This window comes from Streptosporangium sp. NPDC000095 (genome assembly GCF_042899335.1).
GTDB lineage: Bacteria > Actinomycetota > Actinomycetes > Streptosporangiales > Streptosporangiaceae > Streptosporangium.
Map to the genome: position 1 here is coordinate 518,514 of NZ_JBIAZS010000002.1, position 22,626 is coordinate 541,139.

The 22,626-nt window shown below is 71.9% G+C and carries 11 protein-coding genes; 8 read left to right on the forward strand and 3 right to left on the reverse strand.

Going from position 1 to position 22,626, the window contains the following annotated elements; genetic code table 11:
- Window positions 1-372 precede the first annotated feature (372 nt).
- From ACFY3V_RS07765 to ACFY3V_RS07780, 4 genes are all read left to right on the forward strand, one after another.
- Window positions 373-1,611 (forward strand): histidine kinase, encoded by a 1,239-nt coding sequence (locus ACFY3V_RS07765; protein WP_362903924.1) that lies wholly within the window; start codon window positions 373-375, stop codon window positions 1,609-1,611.
- Window positions 1,602-2,243: a response regulator transcription factor gene (locus tag ACFY3V_RS07770; RefSeq protein ID WP_350942321.1), complete on the forward strand. Its 642-nt coding sequence runs from the start codon at window positions 1,602-1,604 to the stop codon at window positions 2,241-2,243. Before ACFY3V_RS07765 ends, ACFY3V_RS07770 begins: the two co-directional genes overlap by 10 nt.
- 4 nt (window positions 2,244-2,247) lie before the next feature.
- Window positions 2,248-3,051, forward strand: coding sequence for a hypothetical protein (locus tag ACFY3V_RS07775; protein WP_362903927.1), 804 nt, complete (start codon window positions 2,248-2,250; stop codon window positions 3,049-3,051).
- 355 nt (window positions 3,052-3,406) lie between these two features.
- A complete protein-coding gene (locus ACFY3V_RS07780; RefSeq protein ID WP_389771027.1) occupies window positions 3,407-5,818 on the forward strand; it encodes a GH1 family beta-glucosidase in 2,412 nt (803 codons plus the stop codon).
- Window positions 5,819-5,982: 164 nt separating this feature from the next.
- On the opposite strand, the gene ACFY3V_RS07785 is transcribed toward ACFY3V_RS07780, so the two are convergent.
- The 3 genes from ACFY3V_RS07785 to ACFY3V_RS07795 all read right to left on the reverse strand — a co-directional run bounded on the left by ACFY3V_RS07785 (window position 5,983) and on the right by ACFY3V_RS07795 (window position 11,887).
- The gene (locus tag ACFY3V_RS07785) at window positions 5,983-9,732 is read right to left on the reverse strand and encodes a hypothetical protein (protein WP_389771030.1); all 3,750 of its coding nucleotides are present in this window, start codon (window positions 9,730-9,732) and stop codon (window positions 5,983-5,985) included.
- A gap of 693 nt (window positions 9,733-10,425) precedes the next feature.
- Window positions 10,426-10,950 (reverse strand): hypothetical protein, encoded by a 525-nt coding sequence (locus tag ACFY3V_RS07790; protein ID WP_362903933.1) that lies wholly within the window; start codon window positions 10,948-10,950, stop codon window positions 10,426-10,428.
- Between the two features lie 247 nt (window positions 10,951-11,197).
- Window positions 11,198-11,887, reverse strand: a complete 690-nt coding sequence (locus ACFY3V_RS07795) for a winged helix-turn-helix transcriptional regulator (RefSeq protein WP_389771034.1) — start codon at window positions 11,885-11,887, stop codon at window positions 11,198-11,200.
- Between the two features lie 82 nt (window positions 11,888-11,969).
- Between ACFY3V_RS07795 and ACFY3V_RS07800 the strand changes: the two genes are divergently transcribed.
- The 4 genes from ACFY3V_RS07800 (at window position 11,970) to ACFY3V_RS07815 (ending at window position 22,453) form a co-directional block, all read left to right on the forward strand.
- Window positions 11,970-13,424, forward strand: a complete 1,455-nt coding sequence (locus tag ACFY3V_RS07800) for an MFS transporter (protein WP_389771037.1) — start codon at window positions 11,970-11,972, stop codon at window positions 13,422-13,424.
- A gap of 63 nt (window positions 13,425-13,487) precedes the next feature.
- A complete protein-coding gene (locus tag ACFY3V_RS07805; protein WP_389771040.1) occupies window positions 13,488-16,868 on the forward strand; it encodes a BTAD domain-containing putative transcriptional regulator in 3,381 nt (1,126 codons plus the stop codon).
- 193 nt (window positions 16,869-17,061) lie between these two features.
- Window positions 17,062-19,311, forward strand: a complete 2,250-nt coding sequence (locus ACFY3V_RS07810) for a DEAD/DEAH box helicase (protein WP_389771043.1) — start codon at window positions 17,062-17,064, stop codon at window positions 19,309-19,311.
- Between the two features lie 412 nt (window positions 19,312-19,723).
- A complete protein-coding gene (locus ACFY3V_RS07815; protein WP_389771046.1) occupies window positions 19,724-22,453 on the forward strand; it encodes a beta-L-arabinofuranosidase domain-containing protein in 2,730 nt (909 codons plus the stop codon).
- Window positions 22,454-22,626 lie beyond the last annotated feature (173 nt).

A 22,626-nucleotide genomic window follows, 5' to 3' on the forward strand; every position in this document is an offset into this window, starting at 1 on the left:
CCTTCGATGGGCCGTGTTCGGGTCTCCTCCATTTATAACCCAGGACTACCCCCATTGGGGTTATCTTCGGGGTCATGCGATGTCAGGAGAGGTCGTCGGGGGCGGATGCCTTCGGGGCGGCTGGACGCGGAGGCGTACGAGGGCCGCCAGAAAGACCGGTGCGGGAAACCGTCAAGGGGCCGCACCGGAAGGGACCGCTGAAGGAGCGGCACCGGAAGGGACCGCCGAGGGGGCCGCGCCGGAAGGGGCCGCCAAGAGAACCGCCGAGGGAGCCGCACCGGAAGGGGCCGCGCCGAAGGTGGGGTTTGCCCTACCTTTTTCTGGGATACCTCGCCCCTGTGTCCCGGCCGTCCCGATCTCTACCGTGGTCGTATGACCGCCATCGAGATGACCACCCCCTGGGAGAGGATCAGCGCCCACTGGTCCGCACGGACCTGGCTCCGCACCGCGCACCTGGTGGTGGGGGCACCGATCGCCCTGCTGGGCGCGTGGACGATCCTGGCGCTGGTGGCGGCGTCGGTGCTGCTGGTGTGGACCGTGGTGGTCCCCGTGGTCGCGCTGCTGCTGTCCTTCGTGGTCGTCCGGCTGCTCACCCGGGTGCAGCGGTCCCGGTTCGCCGCCTTCCTCGACGTCGACATCCTCCCGGTCGCGCGCCGCCCCCTGAGCATGAACCCGTTCAGGCGGCTGGTTCAGGAGGCGAGGACGCTGAGCGCCTGGCGCCGGCTCGGATACCACCTGCTCGCCCCGCTGATCAGCGGCATCGGCGCCTTCTCCGTCGTCGGGGCGTGGGCGGGCGGCCTGGTCACCGCCGCGCTCGCCGTGCGGTACTGGGCACTGGAGGAGAGCTGGCGGAGCGTGGCGTTCGTCCTCGTCTCGGGGACCCTGTTCGTCGCGGCGCCGTGGGTGGCCCGCGGGTTCGCGCTGCTGGACGTGATCGCCGCCGAGGCCCTGCTCGGGCCCAGCCTGAGCGACCAGCTCGTCCAGCGGGTCGAGACGTTGCAGGAGAGCCGGGCCGAGGTGGTCGACGCCGCGGACGCCGAGCGCCGCCGCATCGAGCGGGATCTGCACGACGGCACCCAGCAGCGGCTGGTCTCGCTCGCGATGAACCTGGGCATGGCCCGCGCCACCCTGACCGACCTGCCGGAACCCGCACGCGAGGTGATCGTGCAGGCGCACGAGGAGGCGAAGCAGGCCCTCAAGGAGCTGCGCGACTTCGTCCGGGGGCTGCACCCGGCCGTGCTCAACGACCAGGGCCTGGACGCGGCGTTGTCCGGCCTCGCGGTGCGGGCGCCGTTCCCCGTACGGCTGAGCGTCGACATCGCCGAACGGGTCTCTCCCACGGTCGAGGCGGTGGCGTTCTTCGTCGTGTCCGAGTCGCTCACCAACATCACCAAGCACGCGGGGGCGTCCTGCGCCGAGGTCGTCGTCGAACGCGTCGGTGACCGCCTCCACGTCGCCGTCGGCGACGACGGCCACGGCGGCGCGGACCCCGACGCCGGGACCGGCCTGCGCGGCCTCGCCCGCCGGGTCGGCTCGGTGGACGGCATCCTGTACGTCGACAGCCCGCTCGGCGGGCCGACGACGATCAGAGTGGAGCTGCCGTGCGCGTAGTGCTCGCCGAGGACTCGGTACTGCTGAGGGAGGGGCTCGTCCGCCTGCTCGGCTCGGCGGGCATCGAGGTCGTGGCCGCGGTGTCCGACGCCGAAGGGCTGCTGCGCGCCGTGGACGAGCATGTCCCCGACCTCGTCGTCACCGACGTGCGGATGCCGCCCTCGCACACCGACGAGGGTCTGCGCGCGGCGCTCGTGCTGCGCCGCCAGCGGCCGACGCTCGCGATCCTCGTGCTCTCCCAGTACGTCGAGGAGCGCTACGCCACCCAGCTGCTGTCCACCGCGACCAGCGGGATCGGCTATCTGCTCAAGGACCGGGTGGCCGACGTCGAGGAGTTCCTCGACGCGCTGCGCCGGGTCGCCGCCGGAGGCACCGCCCTCGACCCCGAGGTGGTCGCCCAGCTGCTGCTGCGCAGGCACAGCGACCCGCTGGACCGGCTCACCCGCAGGGAGCACGAGGTGCTCTCACTGATCGCGGAGGGCCGCTCCAACACCGGGATCGCCGAGGCCCTGGTGGTCTCGGAGAGCGCGGTCGGCAAGCACATCAACAACATCTTCACCAAGCTCGATCTCTCCGGCGCCGACAAGGACCACCGCCGGGTACTCGCCGTCCTGCGATTTCTGAGGGTTTGAAAGCATGCCGATACGAAACAACGTGCGGATCGCCTGGCTGGTCGCGGGCGGTGCGCTCACCGCGCTCGCCGTCGCCCTCACCGCCATAGGGGCGTGGGCCGAGATCACGGCGCCCCGCCGGACCACCGAGACCACAGCGCGGTCCTGGGCGCTCACCGCGCCGGGGATCGTCGTGGAGAGCGCGAGTCACGTCAACATCTCGGTCGCGCCTGGAGCGGTGAAGCGGCTGGACCTGGAGCGGATGCTCTCCTGGGCCGGGGACCGGCCCGTGGTCACCGAGGAGTGGGACGGGCGGACGCTCAGGCTCGACGTCCGCTGCCCCGGCGTCGACCGTCCCGGCGACCCCGCCTGCCAGGCCGACTACATCCTGCGCGTACCCGCCGCCACCGACGTCGAGGTGAAGTCCCGCCGCTTCGGGACCCTCATGGCGAGCGACATCGACGGTGACCTGCGCCTCTCCACCACCGTGGGCGACGTGATCGTGGACGGTACGAAGGGCGATCTGTGGGCACGGACGCGGACGGGGGACGTGATCGGCATCGACCTCGGGTCCACGAAGGCCGACGTCGAGACCGGTACGGGAGACGTCGACCTGGGGTTCACGGTCCCGCCCGGCGACGTCGGCGCCGTGGCGAGGACGACCGGCGACGTGAGGGTGAGGGTGCCGGACGGAGAGGAGTACCGGGAGGGCTACGACGTGCGGACCGGCCCGGGGCACGCGGTCGTCGAGGTGCGGCGCGACCCGGCCGCACCTCGTCGGATCACCGCTCTGACCGGGAGCGGTGCGCTGCACATCTTCCCGTTCTGACCCATCCCCCTGGCCGGAAAAGGACGAACCGCACATCCTCCCGCCCTGACGGGTAGGGGCGAGCCACGCATCCTCCCCTTCTGTCCCATCCCCCTGACCGGCGGGGACGAGCCACACATCTTCCCCTTCCGATCCACCCCCCTGGCCGGAAGGGGACGAACCGTACTCCCTTCCCGTCCTGGTCCACCCTCTCCCCCTAGAGTGGGAGCGTTCCCACGCATTGAGGGAACCTCTCGACGCCGGGCCGCGACCGTGCTCATGATGGCGGTGGAACGCTTCCACCGACCGGGACGACGGCGACCCGCCACCCCGCGCGTTCCGGCAGTCGCGAGAACCGACGGGGGGTTTTCGAAGCATGACCGCAACGACCATCTCGGCCCGGGGCGAGACCCTGGCCTTTCCCCAGGGCTTCGTCTGGGGGGCGGCGACCGCCGCCTACCAGATCGAGGGCGCCGTGCGAGAGGGCGGGCGCGGCCCGTCGATCTGGGACACGTTCTCCCGCACGCCCGGAAGGATCGCCGACGGCCACACCGGCGACGTGGCCTGCGACCACTACCACCGTTACACCGACGACGTCCGGATGATGGCGGAGCTGGGCCTCGGCGCCTACCGGTTCTCGGTCGCGTGGCCCAGGATCCAGCCGTCGGGCTCCGGGCCCGCCGTCGCCGACGGGCTCGACTTCTACGACCGGCTGGTGGACGAGCTGCTCGCGGCCGACATCGCGCCCTACGTGACGCTCTACCACTGGGACCTCCCCCAGGCGCTGGAGGATCGGGGTGGGTGGACCGACCGCGACACCGCCTACCGCTTCGCCGACTTCGCGCGCATCATGCACGACCGGCTCGGTGACCGCGTCGGGACGTGGATGACGGTGAACGAGCCGTGGGTGTCGGCGGTGCTGGGGTACGGCATCGGCATCCACGCGCCGGGCCGCGCGTCGGCGGCGGAGGCGTTCCGCGCCTCCCACCACCTCCTGCTCGCCCACGGGCTGGGCGCCCAGGTGCTGCGCGAGGCGGGCGCCCGCGAGATCGCCCTCACCCTGAACCTCACGCCGGTGATGACGCCCGGCCAGGTGAACGACCCCGACCTCGTCCCCTCCGCCGAGGACGCCGAGGCGGTGGAGCGGATCGACTGCCTCATCAACCGGCAGTTCCTCGACCCCGCCCTGCGCGGGAAGTATCCCGACCCGGCGCTCGCCATCATGGAACGCATGGGCGGGATCGACCACATCCGCGACGGCGACCTCGAAACGATCAACCAGCCCGTCGACCTGCTCGGGATCAACTACTACACCCCCTGCGTCGTACGGTCCCGGCCGGGCGAGCCCGCCAACGCCGCCTACCCCGGCAGCGAGGACATCCTGTTCAGCGGCGCCCACGCCCCGACGACGGCGATGGGCTGGGCGATCGTGCCGACCGGTCTCTCCCAGCTGCTCACCCGGCTCTCGCGCGACTACCCCGAGGTCGGCCTGCTCGTCACCGAGAACGGCGCCGCCTTCGACGACGTGGTGGAGGACGACCGCGTGCACGACGCCGACAGGACCGCGTTCTTCGAGAGCCATCTGAGAGCGGCGCACGCCGCGATCGAGGCAGGCGCCGACCTGCGCGGTTTCCTGGTCTGGTCGCTGATGGACAACTTCGAGTGGGCCGAGGGCTACCACAAGCGCTTCGGGATCGTGCACGTCGACTTCGAGACGCAGCGTCGGCTGCCCAAGGACAGCGCGCTGTGGTACCGCGAGGTGATCCGGCACAACGGGCTGCACCGCGAGCGCGCCAAACGTCCCACCCTGGAGGCGGTCGCGGCCCGCGCGGGCGTGTCGAGGTCGACCGTCTCCCGGGTGATCAACGGTGAGGGCACGGTCAGCGACGAGTTCCGCGCCATCGTGATGAACGCCGTGAACGAACTGGGCTACGTCCCCAACTCGGCGGCCCGCAGCCTGGTGACCCGGCGCACCGACTCGATCGCGCTCGTCGTCTCCGGCTCCCCCGCCTCGGTCAGGGCCGACGACCCGCTGTTCTCCGCGATCGTCCGCTCGGTCACCGGGGAACTGGAGGAGTCGGGCAAGCGCGTCACCCTCATGCTCGCCGACTCGTCGGCCGGTCGGCTCCGGGTGGAGCGGTACGCCGCCTCGGGGCACGTCGACGGGGTGGTGCTCGTGTCCACCCGGGGCAGCGACCCGCTGCCCGCCGCGCTGGCCCGCACGGGCGTCCCCGTCGTGTCACTGGGCAGGTCCGCGATGGAGACGCGGATCTCGTACGCCGACATCGACAACGTGGGCGGTGCCGCCTCGGCGGTGAGGCACCTCCTCGACCGGGGACGGCGGCGGATCGCCGCGATCTCCGGGCCCCCGGACGCGATCGGCGCGGGGGAGCGGCTTGAGGGATACCGCAAGGCGCTGCGCGACACCGGGTACCGGTCGATCATCGCCGTCGGCGACCTCACCCTCGCCTCGGGCGCGGAGGCGATGCGCCAGCTCCTGCGCGACGATCCGGCCCTCGACGCGGTCTTCGCGGTGGGCGACCTGATGGCGATCGGCGCCCTGCGGGTGCTGAGCGAGTCGGGACGGCGGGTGCCGCACGACGTCGCGATCGTGGGGTTCGACGACATCGAGGCCGCCTCCTACACCGTGCCCGCGCTCACCACGGTGCGCGTGCCCACGAAGGACCAGACACGGGTGGCGGTGCGCCTGCTTCTCCGCCAGATCGACGGCGGGCCCATGTCGTCGACGATCCTGCCCACGGAGCTGGTCGTCCGGGAGTCCACCTGAGCTGTTCGAGACGCTGGACGTACCCGACGCGCTGACCGCGAGCCGCGTCCGGCGGCCCGCGCCCCGGCCGCGCCTCGCGGACCGGACGCGCCCCGGCCGCGCCTCGCGGACCGGGGGCGCCTCGCGGACCGGGGGCGCAGGGACGCGGGCGGGAGGCCCGACGGTCAGCCGGGGGTCTGGAGGAGGACCTTGCGCTCGTCCGCGGTGAGCTCGCGTACGGTGCGGTCGCGGGCGAGCTTCAGAACCTCCTCCATCGGGCCGCACACGTCGCACCGCCAGACCCGGACGGTGGCGTCGCCGTGCGTGGTGACCAGGTGGCGGCCGTCGCGCCCGAACCCCACGCTCTCGACGGAGGCGCCGTACCCCTGGAAGACCACGGGCTCGCCTCGGCCCGCGGCCGTCCAGATCCTGACGGTGTTGTCGTTGCCACTGCTCGCCACGTGCAGCCCATCGGGGCTGAAGGACACGCTCCACACCAGACCCTGATGCCCGCGCAACACCACCGGCTCGCCGCGTCCCGAGACGTCCCACACCCGGACCGTGCCGTCGTTGCCGCCGCTCGCCACGTGCAGCCCGTCGGGACTGAAGGACACGCTCCACACCAGACCCTGATGCCCGCGCAACACCACCGGCTCATCGTGTCCCGAGACGTCCCACACCCGGACCGTGCCGTCCTCACCCGCGCTCGCGACCCGCCGCCCGTCCGGACTGAACGCGACGTACCTGACCACTCCCCGGTGGCCGCGGAGCACGAGCGGCTCCCCTGCTCCCGAGGCGTCCCAGACGCGGGCCGTGCCGTCGTTGCCGCCGCTGACGACCCGCCGCCCGTCCGGGCTGAACGCGACGCTCCACACCATCCCGAGGTGACCGCGAAGGAGCACGGGCTCCCCGCGCCCCGAGGCGTCCCAGACGCGGACCACGCCGTCCTCCAGCGCGCCCGCCACCCGCCGCCCGTCCGAGCCGAACGCGACGTCGAGGACCTCCCCGCCCTTCGGACGCAGCACGACCGCGTCGCCCTCGCCGGTGACGTTCCCGACGCGGACCGTACCGTCGCTGCCGGCGCTCGCCACCCGCCGCCCGTCGGAGCTGAGATCGGCGCTCCACACCTCCCCGGTGTGACCGCGCACGATCGCGGCGTCACCCGCCGCCGTCACGTCCCACATCCGTACGGTGCCGTCGTCGCTCGCGCTCGCGAGCGTGCGGCCGTCCGGGCTGAACGCGGCGCTCCACACGGTGCCCCGGTGACCGCTCAGCACCAGGGGGGCGATGGAGCCGCCCGCGCCCCAGACGTGGACCGTGCCGTCGTTGCCGACGCTCGCGATCCGCCCGTCACGGCCGAACGCCACCCCCTCGACGGTGCCGTCGTGCCCGCGCAGGACCTTGGAGGTGCCGTCGTGCCCGCCCGCGCCCGCACCGGGCACCTCCCACGTCCGCACGGTGCCGTCGGTGCTCGCGCTCGCCAGGCGGTCGCCGTCCGAGCTGAACGCCACGCTCTCCACCGAGTTCTCGTGTCCGCGCAGCACCGTGGGCCGCTTTTCGCCCTCCGGGTCCCACAGCCGTACCGTGCCGTCGCCGCCCCCGGTGACCAGGCGCCTGCCGTCAGGGCTGAACGCCACCCCCAGGACCCGCCCCTCGTGCCCGCGCAGGACCTTCGGCGCCCCGCCGTCGGCGAGGTCCCACACCCGCACCGTGCCGTCGTTGCCGGCGTCGGCCAGGCGCCGCCCGTCGGGGCTGAAGGACACGTTCCACACCGCTCCCTCGTGTCCTCGCAGAACCTCGGGCGCCTCCACACCCGTCAGGTCCCACACCCGCACCGTCCCGTCGACGCCCCCGGCGGCCACGTAGCGCCCGTCGGGGCTGAACACCGGGTTCCACGCCTCGCCGTCGTGTCCCCGCAGCACGACCGGATCGTCCAGTGACAGGCCCCGACCGTTCACCTTCCACACCCGTACGGTCCCGTCGCCGCTGCCCGTGACCAGGAGGCGCCCGTCAGGGGAGAAGGAGGCACCGCAGACCTTGCCGCCGGCGATGGGCAGGACGAAACCCACCCGGGAGTCGACGACGGCCTGCCTGAGGACCGAGGCGGCCTCGACGGTGGGGCTGACCTCGTACGCCCGCCGGGCGAGCAGCAGGCCGAGCTGGGGATCGAGCTGGAGCCTGCCGCGGGCGTCGGCGGCGAGCTGGCGGGAGTAGGCGAGCTCCTGCCCGCGCTGTGCCCGGTCCGCCAGGACGAAGGCCATCACGGCGAGCGCGCAGACCACCACTCCGACCACCGTCGTGCCGATCAGCGCCAGCCGGACCCGCCTGCCGCTCGCGGCGCGCTCACGGGCCTCGCGTGCCCGCGCGGCCTCCAGGAAGGCGCGCTCCAGGTCGTTGAGCCGGTCGAGTTCGCGGCCCTCCCAGGCGGTCAGGCGCATCCCCCGGTAGAGAAGCTCGTCCTCGCGCCCGTGCTGCCCCCACTCCGCGGCGGCCTCGGTGAGCCGCCGGTGAAGACGGACGAACTCCCGGTCCTCGGCGAGCCAGCCCCGCAGCCTGGGCCAGGAGCGGATGACCGCCTCGTGCGCCACCTGGACGCTGTCCTCGTCGACGGTGAGCAACCGGGCCTCGGTGAGCCTGCTCAGCACGGTCGCCACCGCCGTACCGTTCGGGCCGGAGAGCAGCTCGTCGGGGGCGACGCGGCGGCGGGTGTCCTCGGTGCCCTCGCCGAGCGCCGTCAGGCGCAGGAACACGTTCTTGACCAGGTGGCGCTCCCCGTCGCCGAACTCGCCGTAGACCCGCTCGGCGCTCTGCGCGATGGCCCCCTGGATGCCCCCGGCCGCGCGGTACCCGGTGAGCGTCATCGCGTCGCCCTTGCGCCGCTTCCACGTCTCCAACAGCGCGTGCGAGAGCAGCGGCAACGCCCCAGGCTCCGTACGGCAGTCGCCGAGAATGGCCTCGACGAGCGCCCGGTCGACCCTGAGCCCGGCGCGGGTCGCCGGTCCGGTGACCACCTGCCGCAGATCGTCGTCGTCCATGGGCCCGATCAGCAGCTGCCGGTCGCGCAGCGCGGCCACCAGCGGCGGATGTTCCGCGCACCTGGCGTAGAAGTCCGCGCGAACCCCCAGCACCACCCGCGCCCGGTCGCCGCCGTCCGCCGCGGCGAGCAGCCAGTCGAGGAAGGCCACCCGTTCCCGCTCGTCGCCGCAGAGCGTGAAGACCTCCTCGAACTGGTCGACCACGATCACGGCACGCGCCGACCTCGGCCGTCCCTCCAGCAGCTGCCCGACGTCGAGGCGGGCGTTCGCGTGCCCTGCCGTCAGCCCCGCGTGGAGTGAGGAGGCGCTCACACTCATCGCGTTCGCCAGGCCGATCGCGAGCTCCTCCAGCGGATGCTCGCCCGGGGTCAGCAGCAGCGTCGGCCACGCCTCGCTCCCCGGCAGCGCTCCGCCCCACAGCGTCGGCAGGAGCCCCGCACGCAGCAGCGACGACTTCCCGCTCCCCGACGGGCCGAAGACCGCCAGCAGGGAGGTGTTCTCCAGCCGCGCGCACAGCTCGGCGACCAGGTCCTTCCTGCCGAAGAACCGGTCGGCGTCACCGGGGTCGAAGGTCACCAGCCCCAGGTACGGGGCGTCCTCGCCCTCCTTGGCCCGCTCGGCGGCGTCCGCCGAGGCGAACTCCGCGGCCAGCGTCCGCCATCGCCTCTCCCAGGCCGCGGGGTCGCCGCCGCACGCCTCGACATAGGCGAGGGTGACCGCGAGCGTGGGGAAGATCTCCCCTCCGGCCGCCTCCGACAGTGCCGTCACCGAGTAGTGCGCGCGCCGGGACAACTCCCGGTAGCTCGGCTTTCCCGCTGCCTCCCGCAACTGCCGTAGTTCTGACGCGAACCGCTGAAGTGGGCTCGCGTCGGGATCGAGTGCCCTTTCGGGTCGCCCCATTCAGCCCCCGCCGGCATGCGATCGTCGTTGTCTTCTCCAGCAGATCAATTCTGGACAAGTCGAGATGCAACCATGCCCGGCCTCACGGGTCCAGGGGTTGGGCCGAATCGCCGGATCGGCGCCCGTCGAAAACGACGTCGCCGAGGGGCACCGCCGGGAGGCACACCCCCGCACCGGCCCCAGAGAAAACGATGCGGGGGTTCTCGTGCCGTCCTTTCGGTATCGCTCACGCGCGCGATCCGACGGCGAAACGCCGGCCTCTTCGTTCCCCGTGGAGGCTCGGCGTCCGAGCACCGTCCGGGGTGGTTCCGGCCTGCGGACCGGAGCCACCCCGGGCGGAATCAGGTGGTTCTGAGGAGTGACGCGCGTCGCCCTGGCACGTTCCCCATCACGGGCCGCTCACGGCGGCCGGGCCGTACTCCCCCTGTTCTAGCGCTTCCGGCTTTGTCCAGCACAGATCTCGCGAACTAGACAAACAACGTGTACCCGCAGGGCGAGACGGTCCGGGCCCGATGAGCGTCCCGGCGGGCGTGCGACGGCCCGGGCGGGGCGAGTCCTCCGCCTCGCGGGCGGGCTCGGCCGCCCCGCCCGGATCGGCTCGGTCATGCCTCTGTCGGCTCGGTGGCGTCTCCGTCGAGTCGGCCCGGTCGCGCCTTTGTCAGGTCGGCTCGGCCGTACCCCTCCCGAGTCGGCTCAGTCGTGAGCCTTCTTCCCCTTGGCGTTGACCGCGTACCACTCGCCGCCGAAGCCGTCGACGTCATGTCCCTTGATCTCGCCGGCCTCGGTGTCCTTGGCGAAGTAGTAGAGGGGATGGCCGTTGTAGGTCACCTGCGTCGTACCGTCCTCCCGCTCGGTGGTGCCGAGCAGGTCCTCCTTGACGCCCTCACCCGCCTCCGGCGTCCCGTCCGTGACGTACGGCGGCCACGCCCGCGCGCAGGCGTCGGAACACGACGACTTCCCGTCCTTGTCCTTGTCGAAGAGGTAGAGCGTGCGTCCCTCCTCGCCGACCAGAACCTTTCCGATCTTCGTCTCACCCAGTTCGACCTTGGCCCTGGTCGCCTCCGAGGGCGAGAGCGAGTCGGAGGGTTCCGGCGAGGTGGGTGACGCTTTGACCTGGTCCGCGACGATCGGCTCGGTCGCACTCCCGTCGCCGGCGCCGCCGCACCCCGCGGTGAACACGCCGAGCGCGAGCACGCCGGCATGAAGTAACTTCCTCATCTCCGTCCCTCCAGGCAAGCAGTGCCATTACTCCTGGACAGGAGACACGCTGCGACCCCGACTGGAGGGCGCGACACGGACCCCCTTGGCAATCCTTTGCCCGCCCTTGCGAGATCCGTCCCACGCCCTGCCTCTCGCCGAGGTCATGTGCGAAACGCGGGGAAAGGCGAAGGCCACGGGGGCTGCGGGGAATGGAGGGGTGCGAGGTCAGCCGCGGGGCCGCGTGGGAACGGCCAGGGGGGCAAGGTCAGCCGGAGGTCCGCAGGGCCGCGCGCGAGCGGCGGCGGTGCGCCTTCTGGCGGCACGCCGCGTTGCAGAACCGGGCGGGGCGGCCCGTGCGCGCGGCGTGGATCGGTTCGCCGCACACCTCGCACCGTGAGCGGGCCTCGCCGCGAACGCTCTCCTCGCGCGGTGCCTCCACGGCCCGAGTTTCGTTACGTAACGATACCGGGGGGTGAGTTTCGTTACGTAACGGTGTCGCGGCCGGCGCGGTGTCCGCGCGGGCGTCGTAGGCCGCGCGGGCGGCGGCGATCTCGTTCTGGTGCCGCTCCGTCCAGGTGACGAGCGACTGGATGGTGTCGTGCAGGGTCACGCCGAGGGGGGTGAGCTCGTAGTCCACCCGGGGCGGCACGACGGGGTGCACGGTGCGGCGCACCAGGCCGTCCCGCTCCAGATGGCGCAGGGTGACGGTGAGCATGCGCTGGCTGACGCCGTCGATCTCGCGGCTCAGCTCGGTGAAACGCAGGGTGCGGCTGTCGAGGAGCGCGATGACGAGCAGGGACCACTTGTCCGCGACCCGGTCGAGGATCTGGCGGACCTCGCAGTCTTCCCGGGTGTCCCACTGACGGGCGTCGTAGGCATCGTGGGCGCTGTGGGCGCCGTAGGCGCCGTCGGTATCGGGGCAGCGACTCGGTGACTTCGAAGTGCCTTCTTCCATGGTCATCGATGGTGTCTCATGATGCGACTACTTACAAGAGAGAACCGATCACGGTTCCCGCGCCTCTTCGAGGAGTCGTCTCGTGTCCACACCACTGTCCCCACCCTCGGACCGGATGAGCGGGCGTGCCTGGGGCATGCTGCTCGTGCTGTGCGGTGCGATCTTCCTGGAGGGGATCGACGTGGCGATGCTGAACGTGGCCCTGCCGTCGATCCGCTCCGACCTGGACCTGAGCACGGGCTCGCTGAGCTGGGTGATGAGCTCGTACGTGCTCGGCTACGGCGGTTTCATGCTGCTGGGTGGGCGGGCCGCCGACCTGCTCGGCCGGCGGCGGATGTTCCTGGCCTGGCTCGGCGTGTTCATCGTCTTCTCCGGCCTGGGCGGGTTCGCGACCGAGGGATGGATCCTCATCGTCGCCCGTTTCGTGACGGGAGTGGCCTCCGCGTTCATGGCGCCCGCCGGTCTGTCCATCATCACGACGAACTTCGCCGAGGGCCCGCAGCGCAACCGGGCACTGCTGGTCTACGCGGGTACGGCGGCGGCCGGCTTCTCGCTCGGCCTCGTCGTCGGCGGCCTGCTCGCCGAGATCAGCTGGCGGTGGGTGTTCTTCGCCCCGGTGATCATGGCCTCCGCGGTCCTCGTCGCCGCGCTTCTCCTCATCCCGGGCGGCGAGCGTCCGTACCGTCACACGCGGGGCTTCGACCTGGCCGGAGCGGTCACCGTGACCGCGGCGATGATGACGCTGGTGTTCGCGGTCGTCCGACTGGAGGACCCCGCCGGGGGATGGGCCTGGACGGCCGGATCGCTCGCCGTCGGAGTCGCGCTGATCGTCGCCTTCGTGGCGATCGAGCGGCGGTCGGCGGCGCCGCTGGTGCGCCTCGGCATCCTCCGCTCGGGCCCCCTGGTGCGCGCCAACCTCGGCGCGCTGCTGTTCGGGGGCTCCTTCTTCGGGTTCCAGTTTCTCGTCGTGCTCTACCTGCAGGAACTGCGCGGCTGGTCGTCGTTGCAGGCGGCCCTCGCCCTGCTGGCGGTCAGCATCGACGCCATCCTCGCGCCGACTCTCACCCCGCTGCTGGTGAACCGCTTCGGCAACGTCCGGGTGATCTTCGGCGGGCTGTGCCTCGCCGCGGTGGCCTACGCGCTGTTCCTGCCGGTCGGTCTCGACTGGACGTACGCGGCGATGTTCCCGACCATGATCATTCTTGGTCTCGGCTTCGCCCTGGCGTACGGACCGCTCACCATCGCCGCGACCGACGGCGTGGCCGAGGAGGAGCAGGGACTCGCCGGCGGCCTGCTGTACACCTCCTTCCAGTTCGGCGCGGCGCTCGGCCTGTCGGCGGTGACCGCCGTGAACATCGCCGCCACCGGCTCCGGCGGCTCCCTCCTCACCCAGCTCGACGGCTTCCGCACCGCCCTGGTCATCCCGTTCGCGATGGCCTTCGCCGCGGCGGCCGTCGTCGCGTTCGGCCTGCGTGGGCGCGGCAGGGCCGGCATCGGAATTCGCCGGGAGACCCCGGTGACCGTCGAGTCGCGGTAGGTCCCGCGCGCGGGGTTCGCGGACGGCCCGGCCCGCGAGATCGTGCGCGTTATGGTGACGTTCATGAAATTCGGGGTGCTTGGGCCGTTGGCGGTGTGGACGGCGGACGGCCGGCCCGTCGCCGTCCCCGGGCTGAAGGTCCGCGCCCTCCTCGCCGACCTGCTCGTCCACGAGGGCCGCCCGGTGCCCGCCGACCGGCTGGTCGACGACCTGTGGGGCGAGGATCTGCCGGGCAATCCGGCGGGGGCCCTGTCGGCCAAGGTCTCGCAGCTGCGGCGGGTACTGGAGGACGCGGAGCCCGGCGCCAGGAAGCTGGTGGTGTCGCCACCTCCGGGATACGTGCTGCGCGTCGACGCCGACGCGGTCGACGCGTGGCGGTTCCTGTCCCTCACCGCGGAGGCGACGCGGACCGACGACCCCCGGGCCAGGGCGGCGCTGCTCGCCGACGCGCTCGCCCTGTGGCGCGGCCCCGCGCTGGCCGACTTCACCGACGAGCCCTTCACCCAGCCGGTGATCGCCCGTCTGCACGAGCAACGGCTCACCGCCCACGAGGACCACGCCGAGGCCCGCCTCGCCCTCGGCGAGCACACCGGGCTCGCGGCGGAGCTGGGCGACCTGCTGACCCGGCACCCCCTCAGGGATAGGCTGCGCGCCGCCCACATGCGCGCCCTCTACCGTTCGGGACGGCAGACCGAGGCGCTCCACAGCTACGAGGAGCTCCGCGCCCACCTCGCCGACGAACTCGGTCTCGATCCGAGCGCCGAGCTGATCGCCCTGCACCGGGCGATCCTCGCCCGGGATCCGGCACTCGACCCACCCGCACCACCGGACTCTCCCCCGGCCGGGCCCGCCACGAACCTGCCCGCGCCCCTCACCGACCTGATCGGCAGGGGCGAGGCGACCGCCGAGATCGGCGCCCTGCTGCGCACCGGCCGCCTGGTCACCCTCACCGGTCCCGGCGGGGTGGGCAAGACCCGTCTCGCCGTCGAAACCGCCCGTGGGCTGACGGACGCCTTCCCCGACGGCGTGTGGCTGGTCGAGCTGGCCGCGCTCGACCGGCCCGGCGCCCTGGAGACGGCGGGCTCGCTGATCGACGCGGTCACCACGGCGCTGGACATCCATGACAGCGCCGGTTCAGGAGATCCCCTGGACCGGCTCGTCGGCGCGCTCCGCCCCCGGCGGCTGCTGCTGGTGCTCGACAACTGCGAGCATCTCGTCGAGCCCGTCGCCGAGCTGACGGAACTCCTGTTGCGAGCCGTTCCCGGCCTGCGCGTCCTCGCCACCAGCCAGGAACCCCTCGCCCTCACCGGCGAGGTGGTCTGGAACGTACCGCCCCTGGAGACGCCGGACGCCACCGCCGACCTCGACGCGCTGGAGCGAACCGGTTCGGTACGGCTGTTCGTCGCCCGCGCCCGCGCGACGGCCCCCGGATTCACCCTCGACGCGGACACCGCACCGGCGGTCGCCACGCTCTGCCGCCGCCTGGACGGCATCCCGCTCGCTCTGGAACTGGCCGCCACCAGGGTCCGCGCGCTGAGCGTGCACGGTCTCGTCGCCCGCCTCGACGACCGCTTCCGTCTCCTGTCCACCGGGTATCGCGGTGCCCCGCCCCGCCAGCGGACGCTGCACACGATGATCAGCTGGAGCTGGGACCTCCTCACCGACCCGGAGCGCCTCACCCTGCGCCGTCTGGCCGTGCACACCGGCGGCTGTACGCTGCCCGCCGCCGAGGCCGTCTGCGGCGCCGACGACCTTCCGGCCTCCGACGTGCTCGATCTCCTGGTGCGCCTGGTCGACCGCTCCCTGGTCACCGTCACCCACACCGCCGACGGCCCCCGCTACCGTCTCCTGGAGTCGGTGGCCGCCTACTGCGTCGAACGCGTCCACGAGGCGGGCGAGTTCGAGTCCCTGCGGCGGCGCCACCGGCGCCACTACGTCGATCTCGCCGAGGAGGCCGGACGGCACCTGTACGGGCACGACCAGAGGCTGTGGCTGCGCCGCCTCGACGCGGAGACCGCCAACCTGCGCACCGCACTCGACGGCGCGGTGACCGGCCGGGACAGGGAGGCCGGGCTGCGACTGGTGAACGCGATGACCTGGTACTGGTTCCTGCGCGGCAGGCTGGCGGAAGCCCGGCGCTCCCTCGCCTCGGCGCTGGCCATCGCCACCGAGACGCCGGACTCCGTCACCGAGGAGCCGGGCTCCACGGCTGAAACGCCGGAGTCCACGGCCGAGACGCCGGATTTCGCCGTCGAGGCCCCGGACGTCACCGCCGAGACGCCAGGCGTCACCACTCACACGTCGGGCGTCACCGCTGACACGCCAGACGCCGCGCGGATCCCCGCGCTCCGTGCCAGAGCCCTCGCCTGGCAGGCGGGCATCGCGTTCATGCACGGCGAGGTGGCCGATCAGGCGACCATGCGTCTGTACGAGGACATCGACGACCCGGGTGAGCGCGCCAGAGCCCAGTGGTTCCTCGCCTTCACCGGAATGGGCACCGGCGACCTGTCGGCCGGCGAGAAACTGCTGGACGAGGCGCTGACCGCCTTCGGCGTCCTCGGCGACCGGTGGGGCACGGCCGCGGCTCTCGTCACCCGGGCCAAACACGCGCACGTCCGGAGCGACGTGGCCACGCTCGAACGCGACAGCGAGCGGGGAGCGGAACTCTTCGGCGAGCTCGGCGACCGCTGGGGCCGGCTGCAGGCGACGGAGTGGCTCGGCGGGCTGGCGGAGATGACCGGCGACTACGCGCGGGCCGACCGGCTGCACCGGGACGGGCTGCACATGGCCGAGGAGCTCGGGCTCTGGCCCGAGGTCGCCGTACGGCTCGCCTGGGTCGGCTGGATCGCCCTCCAGCGCGGCGACCACACCCGGGCGCGGGAGTCCGGCGAGCGGGCGGCACGGCTCGCCGCCGAGCAGAGCCACCAGGGCGGGCAGATCTTCGCGGAGACGGTGCTCGCCTACGCCTCCAGGAGGGAGGGGAGGCTGGACGCCGCGGAGACACACCTGCGCACCGTCCTGAGGTGGACTCCGAGGCAGGAGGGGGTGACGGACAATCTCGTACACCTACCGATGATCCTGGTCGAGCTCGGTTTCGTCTTCGAGGAGCGCGGCGACGCCGCGACGGCGCGGACCATGCACCTGGAGAGCCTCGCGATCGCCCGCGAACTCGACGCCGTCCGTGACGTGATGCGTGCCCTGGAGGGCCTGGCCGGGGCGCTCTCCCTCGCCGGGGACCACGACCGTGCCGCCCGGCTGCTGGGAGCGGCGGCCTCGGCCCGCCTGTCGACGGCGATGCCACCGGCACCCGCCGAGCGCGGCGACATCGACAGGATCACGGCGAGAACGCGCGCCGCACTGGGCGAGGACGGCTTCGCGTCCCGGTTCGAACGCGGCGGCGGCCTGACACTCGACGAGGCCGGATCGCTCGCCGTCCGGCCATGAAGGCGGCGGTACGGACCCGGCGAGCGGCGGGACCGAGGCCCCGGCCGATCAGGTTCGTTCCGGAACTCATGAACGGCTCGTTACCGGGCAAAGGGCTGTGATGCCGTGTCCCGCGTCGCCGGTCGTTGACAACCGACCGGACGTTGGCGACGGTGAACTGCCGTGATCGGGCCGTGAGGGGAGGGACGAGGGCTTGGGCGACGTCGAGCGAGAAGATCCGGCACCCACCCCCGGGCAGGTCAGGGCCCTCCTGCAGAGGGCGGGGCGCCTGGGGTCCCACGCGCGCACCCTGCTCGCCGACGACGCCGAGGCGCGCGCCGACGTCCAGCGGGCGCTCTCCCTGGTGCGTACGCGCCTGGCACGTGAGGAACTCGGGTCCATTCCCCTGGCACGTCTGAAGGACGTCACCGTGGGACGGCTCCGGGTCAGCGCCCTGGAACAGGCCGGTCACCAGACGGTCCTCGACATCCTGGACACCACGCCGTACGCGCTCCAACTGCTCCCCGGGGTCGGGGCGTGGAACGCGAGACAGGCGCACGCCGCCGCCGGGCAGATCGCCAAGGCGGTGGAGGAGACGGTGGCGCTGCGGATCGACGTCGACCGGCAGGACGACGAGACCACGGCCCTGCTGATCGCACTGAACCGACTGGTGAACGCGGGCCCCGACCTGCCGCGCGCGGGCGCCGCCGCGCGCAGGATCGCGGAGCGGCTCGCCTCGCTCCTGCCCGCCGCGCAACCCGCTCGCGGGTGGTTGCGGATGCTGCTCGCGGGCCGGGAGGGCCGTCGCCGGGCGCGGGAGGCCGTCGCGCGGATCGAGGACGTGATCGCGGAGGCGAACGCGTCCGACACGGCGCTGCTCTTCGGCCAGGTCTCCGTGGACCTGCTGCGCCCGCCGGTCTCCGGCCTTGAGGCGTGGGTCGACTTCGAGTTCCGCGCGTCCGAGTACTACAACCTGCTCGCCGAGATCGCGGCGACGGAACCCGACAGGGTCGCCTCCGAGGGTTTCCTGCCCGACGACATCTCCTCGCGGGTGAAGGCCCAGAACCTCGACGACACCCACCGCAGGGTCTCCCTGCGCGGCTACCAGTCGTTCGGCGCCCGCTTCGCCCTCGCCCAGCGCCGGGTGATCCTGGGGGACGAGATGGGCCTGGGCAAGACCATCGAGGCCATCGCCGTCCTGGCGCACCTCCGGGCGCGCGGCGAGAGCCACTTCCTGGTGGCCTGCCCGGCCAGCGTCCTGATCAACTGGGTGCGCGAGGTCGAGACCCGCAGCACGCTGCGGGCCTACTCCCTGCGCGGCGGTGACCGGGCCGCGGCCCTGGCGGAATGGGTGCGCACCGGCGGCGTCGCCGTGACCACCGTCGACACCCTGCACCGGCTGGAGATTCCCGACGACGTCGCGCTCGGGATGCTCGTGGTCGACGAGGCCCACTACGTGAAGAACCCGGCCGCGAGGCGTTCCCAGGCCGTCGCCCGGTGGTGCGACCGTACCGAGCGGGTGCTCTTCATGACCGGGACGCCGATGGAGAACCGCGTCGAGGAGTTCCGCAATCTCGTCGGCTATCTCAGGCCCGATCTGATCCCCGCCCTCCGGAACGGCGACGCGACGGCGGGAGCCGCCGGGGCGGCGGGAGCGGCGGGGGCGCGGTCCTTCCGCAGGGCCGTGGCACCGGTCTACCTGCGCCGCAACCAGGAGGACGTGCTCACCGAGTTGCCCGACCTCGTCCACGTGGACGAGTGGGAGGAGTTCGGCGAGGCGGACCTCACCGCCTACCGGAAGGCCGTCGCCGACGGGAACTTCATGGCGATGCGCCGGGCCGCCTACGCCGTACCGGAGACGTCGGCCAAGCTCCAGAGGCTGCTGGAACTCGTCGACGAGGCGGCGGGCAACGGTCTCAAGGTCGTGGTCTTCTCCTACTTCCGCGACGTCATGGCCGCCGTCCACCAGGCCCTCGGCGGCCCCGGCACCCCCCAGGCCCCCGGGGACCCCGGCGGCCGGGTGCACGGGCCGATCTCGGGCGATCTCGGCGCCGACCGCCGTCAGCAGGTCGTCGACGAGTTCACCGCGGCCCAGGGACACGCCGTACTGCTCAGCCAGATCCAGGCGGGCGGGGTCGGCCTCAACCTGCAGGCCGCCTCCGTGGTGATCATCTGCGAGCCGCAGGTCAAGCCGACCATGGAGAGCCAGGCCGTGGCCCGCGCCCACCGCATGGGACAGGTACGCAAGGTCCAGGTGCACCGCATCCTCACGGCCGACAGCGTCGACCAGCGCATGCTGGACATCCTGCGTGGCAAGGCCGGGCTCTTCGACACCTACGCCCGCCGCAGCGACCTGGCCGACTCCACCCCCGACGCGGTCGACATCTCGGAACAGGCACTCGCCCGCCAGATCGTCGAGGAGGAACAGCGACGCCTCGCGACGACGCGGCCGTCGCAAGACTGAGAGGGGCGCTCGCCGCCCTTTGGCGGTCGACGCGAGGAGCGGGGAGCCGACCGCGACACGGTGCGGCAGGTTCGCGTTAAATCGCGCAAACCCCCCTGTTGCAAAGCGGTAACTTCTGTGAAACTTTCACAGGCGCGGGCAGGGCGGCGCGACCCGTTTTCGGACGAGCCTCCAGGCAGGGGCAGCCGCCCTGACAACGCCACGTCAGCGAGAGTCGTGACTCGTTGACGCCGGATCGGGTCGTCGGATGTACTTCGCGGCAAAGCACTCACCAAAGGAGTCCGTACAGAATTGCCACGTTAAATGTTAGCGCTAACAATTTCGTAGGGCAGCTCACCGGCTGAAAGTCGGTGGCCGACCGCGGCGATCGCGGCAGGTCACATCCCCCCTTCTCTCAAAGGAGCACCCCCCAATGTCCTTGAGTCGCCGTCAGCTCTTCCAGGCCGCGGGCGCCACCGTCGCGATCTCGGCCGCGAGTCAGGTGGTGGGCACGTCCGCCGCCTGGGCCGCCCTCCCGTGGGCGCGCGCCGACATCGGCGTGTCCGCCTACGAGTTCGACCTCGGCCAGGTCCGCCTGACCTCCGGCCGCTGGCTGGACAACCAGAACCGCACCCTGGCCTACCTGCGCTTCGTCGACGTCGAGCGGTTGCTGTACGTCTTCCGCGCCAACCACCGCCTGTCCACCAACGGCGCGACCGCCAACGGCGGCTGGGACGCTCCCAACTTCCCGTTCCGCTCCCACATGCAGGGCCACTTCCTGACCGCGTGGACCCAGGCGTACATGGTGACCGGTGACACCACCTTCCGGAGCAAGGCCGAGCTCATGGTCGCCGAGCTGGCCAAGTGCCAGGCGAACAACGGCGCGGCCGGGTTCACCGCCGGCTACCTGTCGGGTTTCCCCGAGTCCGACATCACCGCCGTGGAGAACCGCACGCTCAACAACGGCAACGTGCCCTACTACTGCATCCACAAGACCCTCGCCGGGCTGCTGGACGTGTGGCGGCACATCGGCAACACCCAGGCCAGGACGGTGCTGCTCGCCCTGGCCGGCTGGGTGGACACGCGTACCTCCCGGCTCAGCTCCAGCCAGATGCAGTCGATGCTGGGCACCGAGTTCGGCGGCATGAACGCCGTGCTGACCGACATCTACCAGATGACCGGTGACTCACGCTGGCTGACCACGGCCCAGCGATTCGACCACGCCGCGGTGTTCAACCCGCTCGCCTCCAACCAGGACCAGCTCAACGGGCTGCACGCCAACACGCAGGTGCCCAAGTGGATCGGGGCGGCCCGCGAGTACAAGGCCACCGGCACGACCCGCTACCGGGACATCGCGACCAACGCCTGGGCCATCACGGTCGGCGCACACACGTACGTGAACGGCTCGAACAGCCAGGCCGAGCACTTCCGCGCGCCGAACGCCATCGCGGGCTACCTGGCCAGGGACACCGGGGAGGCGTGCAACACGTACAACATGCTGAAGCTGACCCGGGAGCTGTGGACGCTCGCGCCGACCAGGGCCGACTACTTCGACTACTTCGAGAACGCCCTGCTGAACCACCTCCTCGGCCAGCAGAACCCGGCCGACAGCCGCGGGCACGTCACCTACTTCACGCCGCTCAACCCCGGTGGCCGCCGAGGTGTGGGCCCGGCCTGGGGCGGCGGCACCTGGAGCACCGACTACAACAGCATGTGGTGCTGCCAGGGCACCGGCATCGAGATCCACACCAAGCTGATGGACTCGATCTACTTCCACAACGGCAACACACTCTTCGTGAACCTGTTCGCGCCCTCCACCCTGAACTGGTCACAGCGCGGCATCACGGTCACCCAGACCACCTCCTTCCCGGTGAGCGACACCACGTCGTTGCAGGTCACCGGGAACGTGAGCGGGACGTGGTCGATGCGGATCCGCATCCCAGCCTGGACCCAGGGCGCGACGATCAGCGTCAACGGGGTGCAACAGAACATCGTCACCACCCCCGGCTCCTACGCCGACCTGAACCGGTCGTGGACCTCGGGCGACACGGTGACCGTGCAGCTGCCGATGCGGGTCGTCCTGAAGCCCGCCAACGACAACCCGAACCTCCAGGCCGTCACCTACGGCCCGGTCGTGTTGTCGGGCAACTACGGCAACACCTCCCTGTCGTCGGCGCCGACGCTCACCCCTTCGTCGATCACCCGGACGAGCACCTCGTCGCTCGCCTTCACCGCCACGGCCAACGGGGCATCGGTGAACCTGGGCCCGTTCTACGACGCCCACAACCACAACTACGTCGTCTACTGGAACGCCACCGGCTCCTCCAGCGGCGGCGGTACGGCGAGCTTCCGGCTGATCAACGTGGCCAGCGGACTGGCGCTGGGCATCCAGAACATGTCGACCGCCGACGGCGGTCTCGCCCTGCAGTGGACCGACAACGGCACCGCCGACCACGACTGGGTGCCGGTGGTGGACGGGGGGAACCTGCGCTTCCGAAACGTCAACAGCGGCAAGGTGCTCGGCGTCGAGAACATGTCGACCGCCGACAACGCCCGGGTGCTCCAGTGGGGCGACACCGGCACCGCCGACCACCGCTGGGCGATCGTCGACGTCGGCGACGGCTCGGTCAAGATCCGTAACGCCAACAGCTCCAAGCTGCTGGGTATCCAGAACAACTCCACCGCCAACGGCGCCCAGGCGGTACAGGACTCCGACAACGGCACCGCCGACAACCAGTGGCGCTTCGTGCCCAACGGCGCGCGCCGCATCCAGAACGTGGGCACCGGCATGGTGCTCGGCGTCACCAACATGTCGACCGCCGACGGCGCGCTGGTCGTGCAGTGGGGCGACACCGGCACCGCCGACCACCTGTGGACGGCGGTCGTGGACACCGGCGGCTACCTGCGCCTGCGCAACTCCAACAGCAACAAGGTGCTGGGCGTGGAGAACGCCGCCACCGCCGCCGGATCCCGCGTCCTGCAGTGGGCCGACAACGGCGCAAGCGACCACCGCTGGCGGCTGCGCTACGGCTCCAACGCCGCCTTCCGCATCCAGTGCGCCAACGGCGGCCGGGTCCTCGGCCTCTCCGGCACGGCCCAGGGCGCGCAGGTCGTACTCGCCGACGACAACGGCTCGAACAACAACCTCTGGAGGTTCCTGTAAAGCACGTGTTCGACCGGCAAGCGGGAGGTAAGTGAATTCCCGCCGGGCGAAGCCTCGATGATCGGAACCGAGGCTTCGCCCGATCGCCGCACCGAGGACCGCGCGGGGACTCCGATCACCGAGGACCGCGCGAGGATTCCAATCACCGATGGTCGGGCGAGGACTCCGACCAC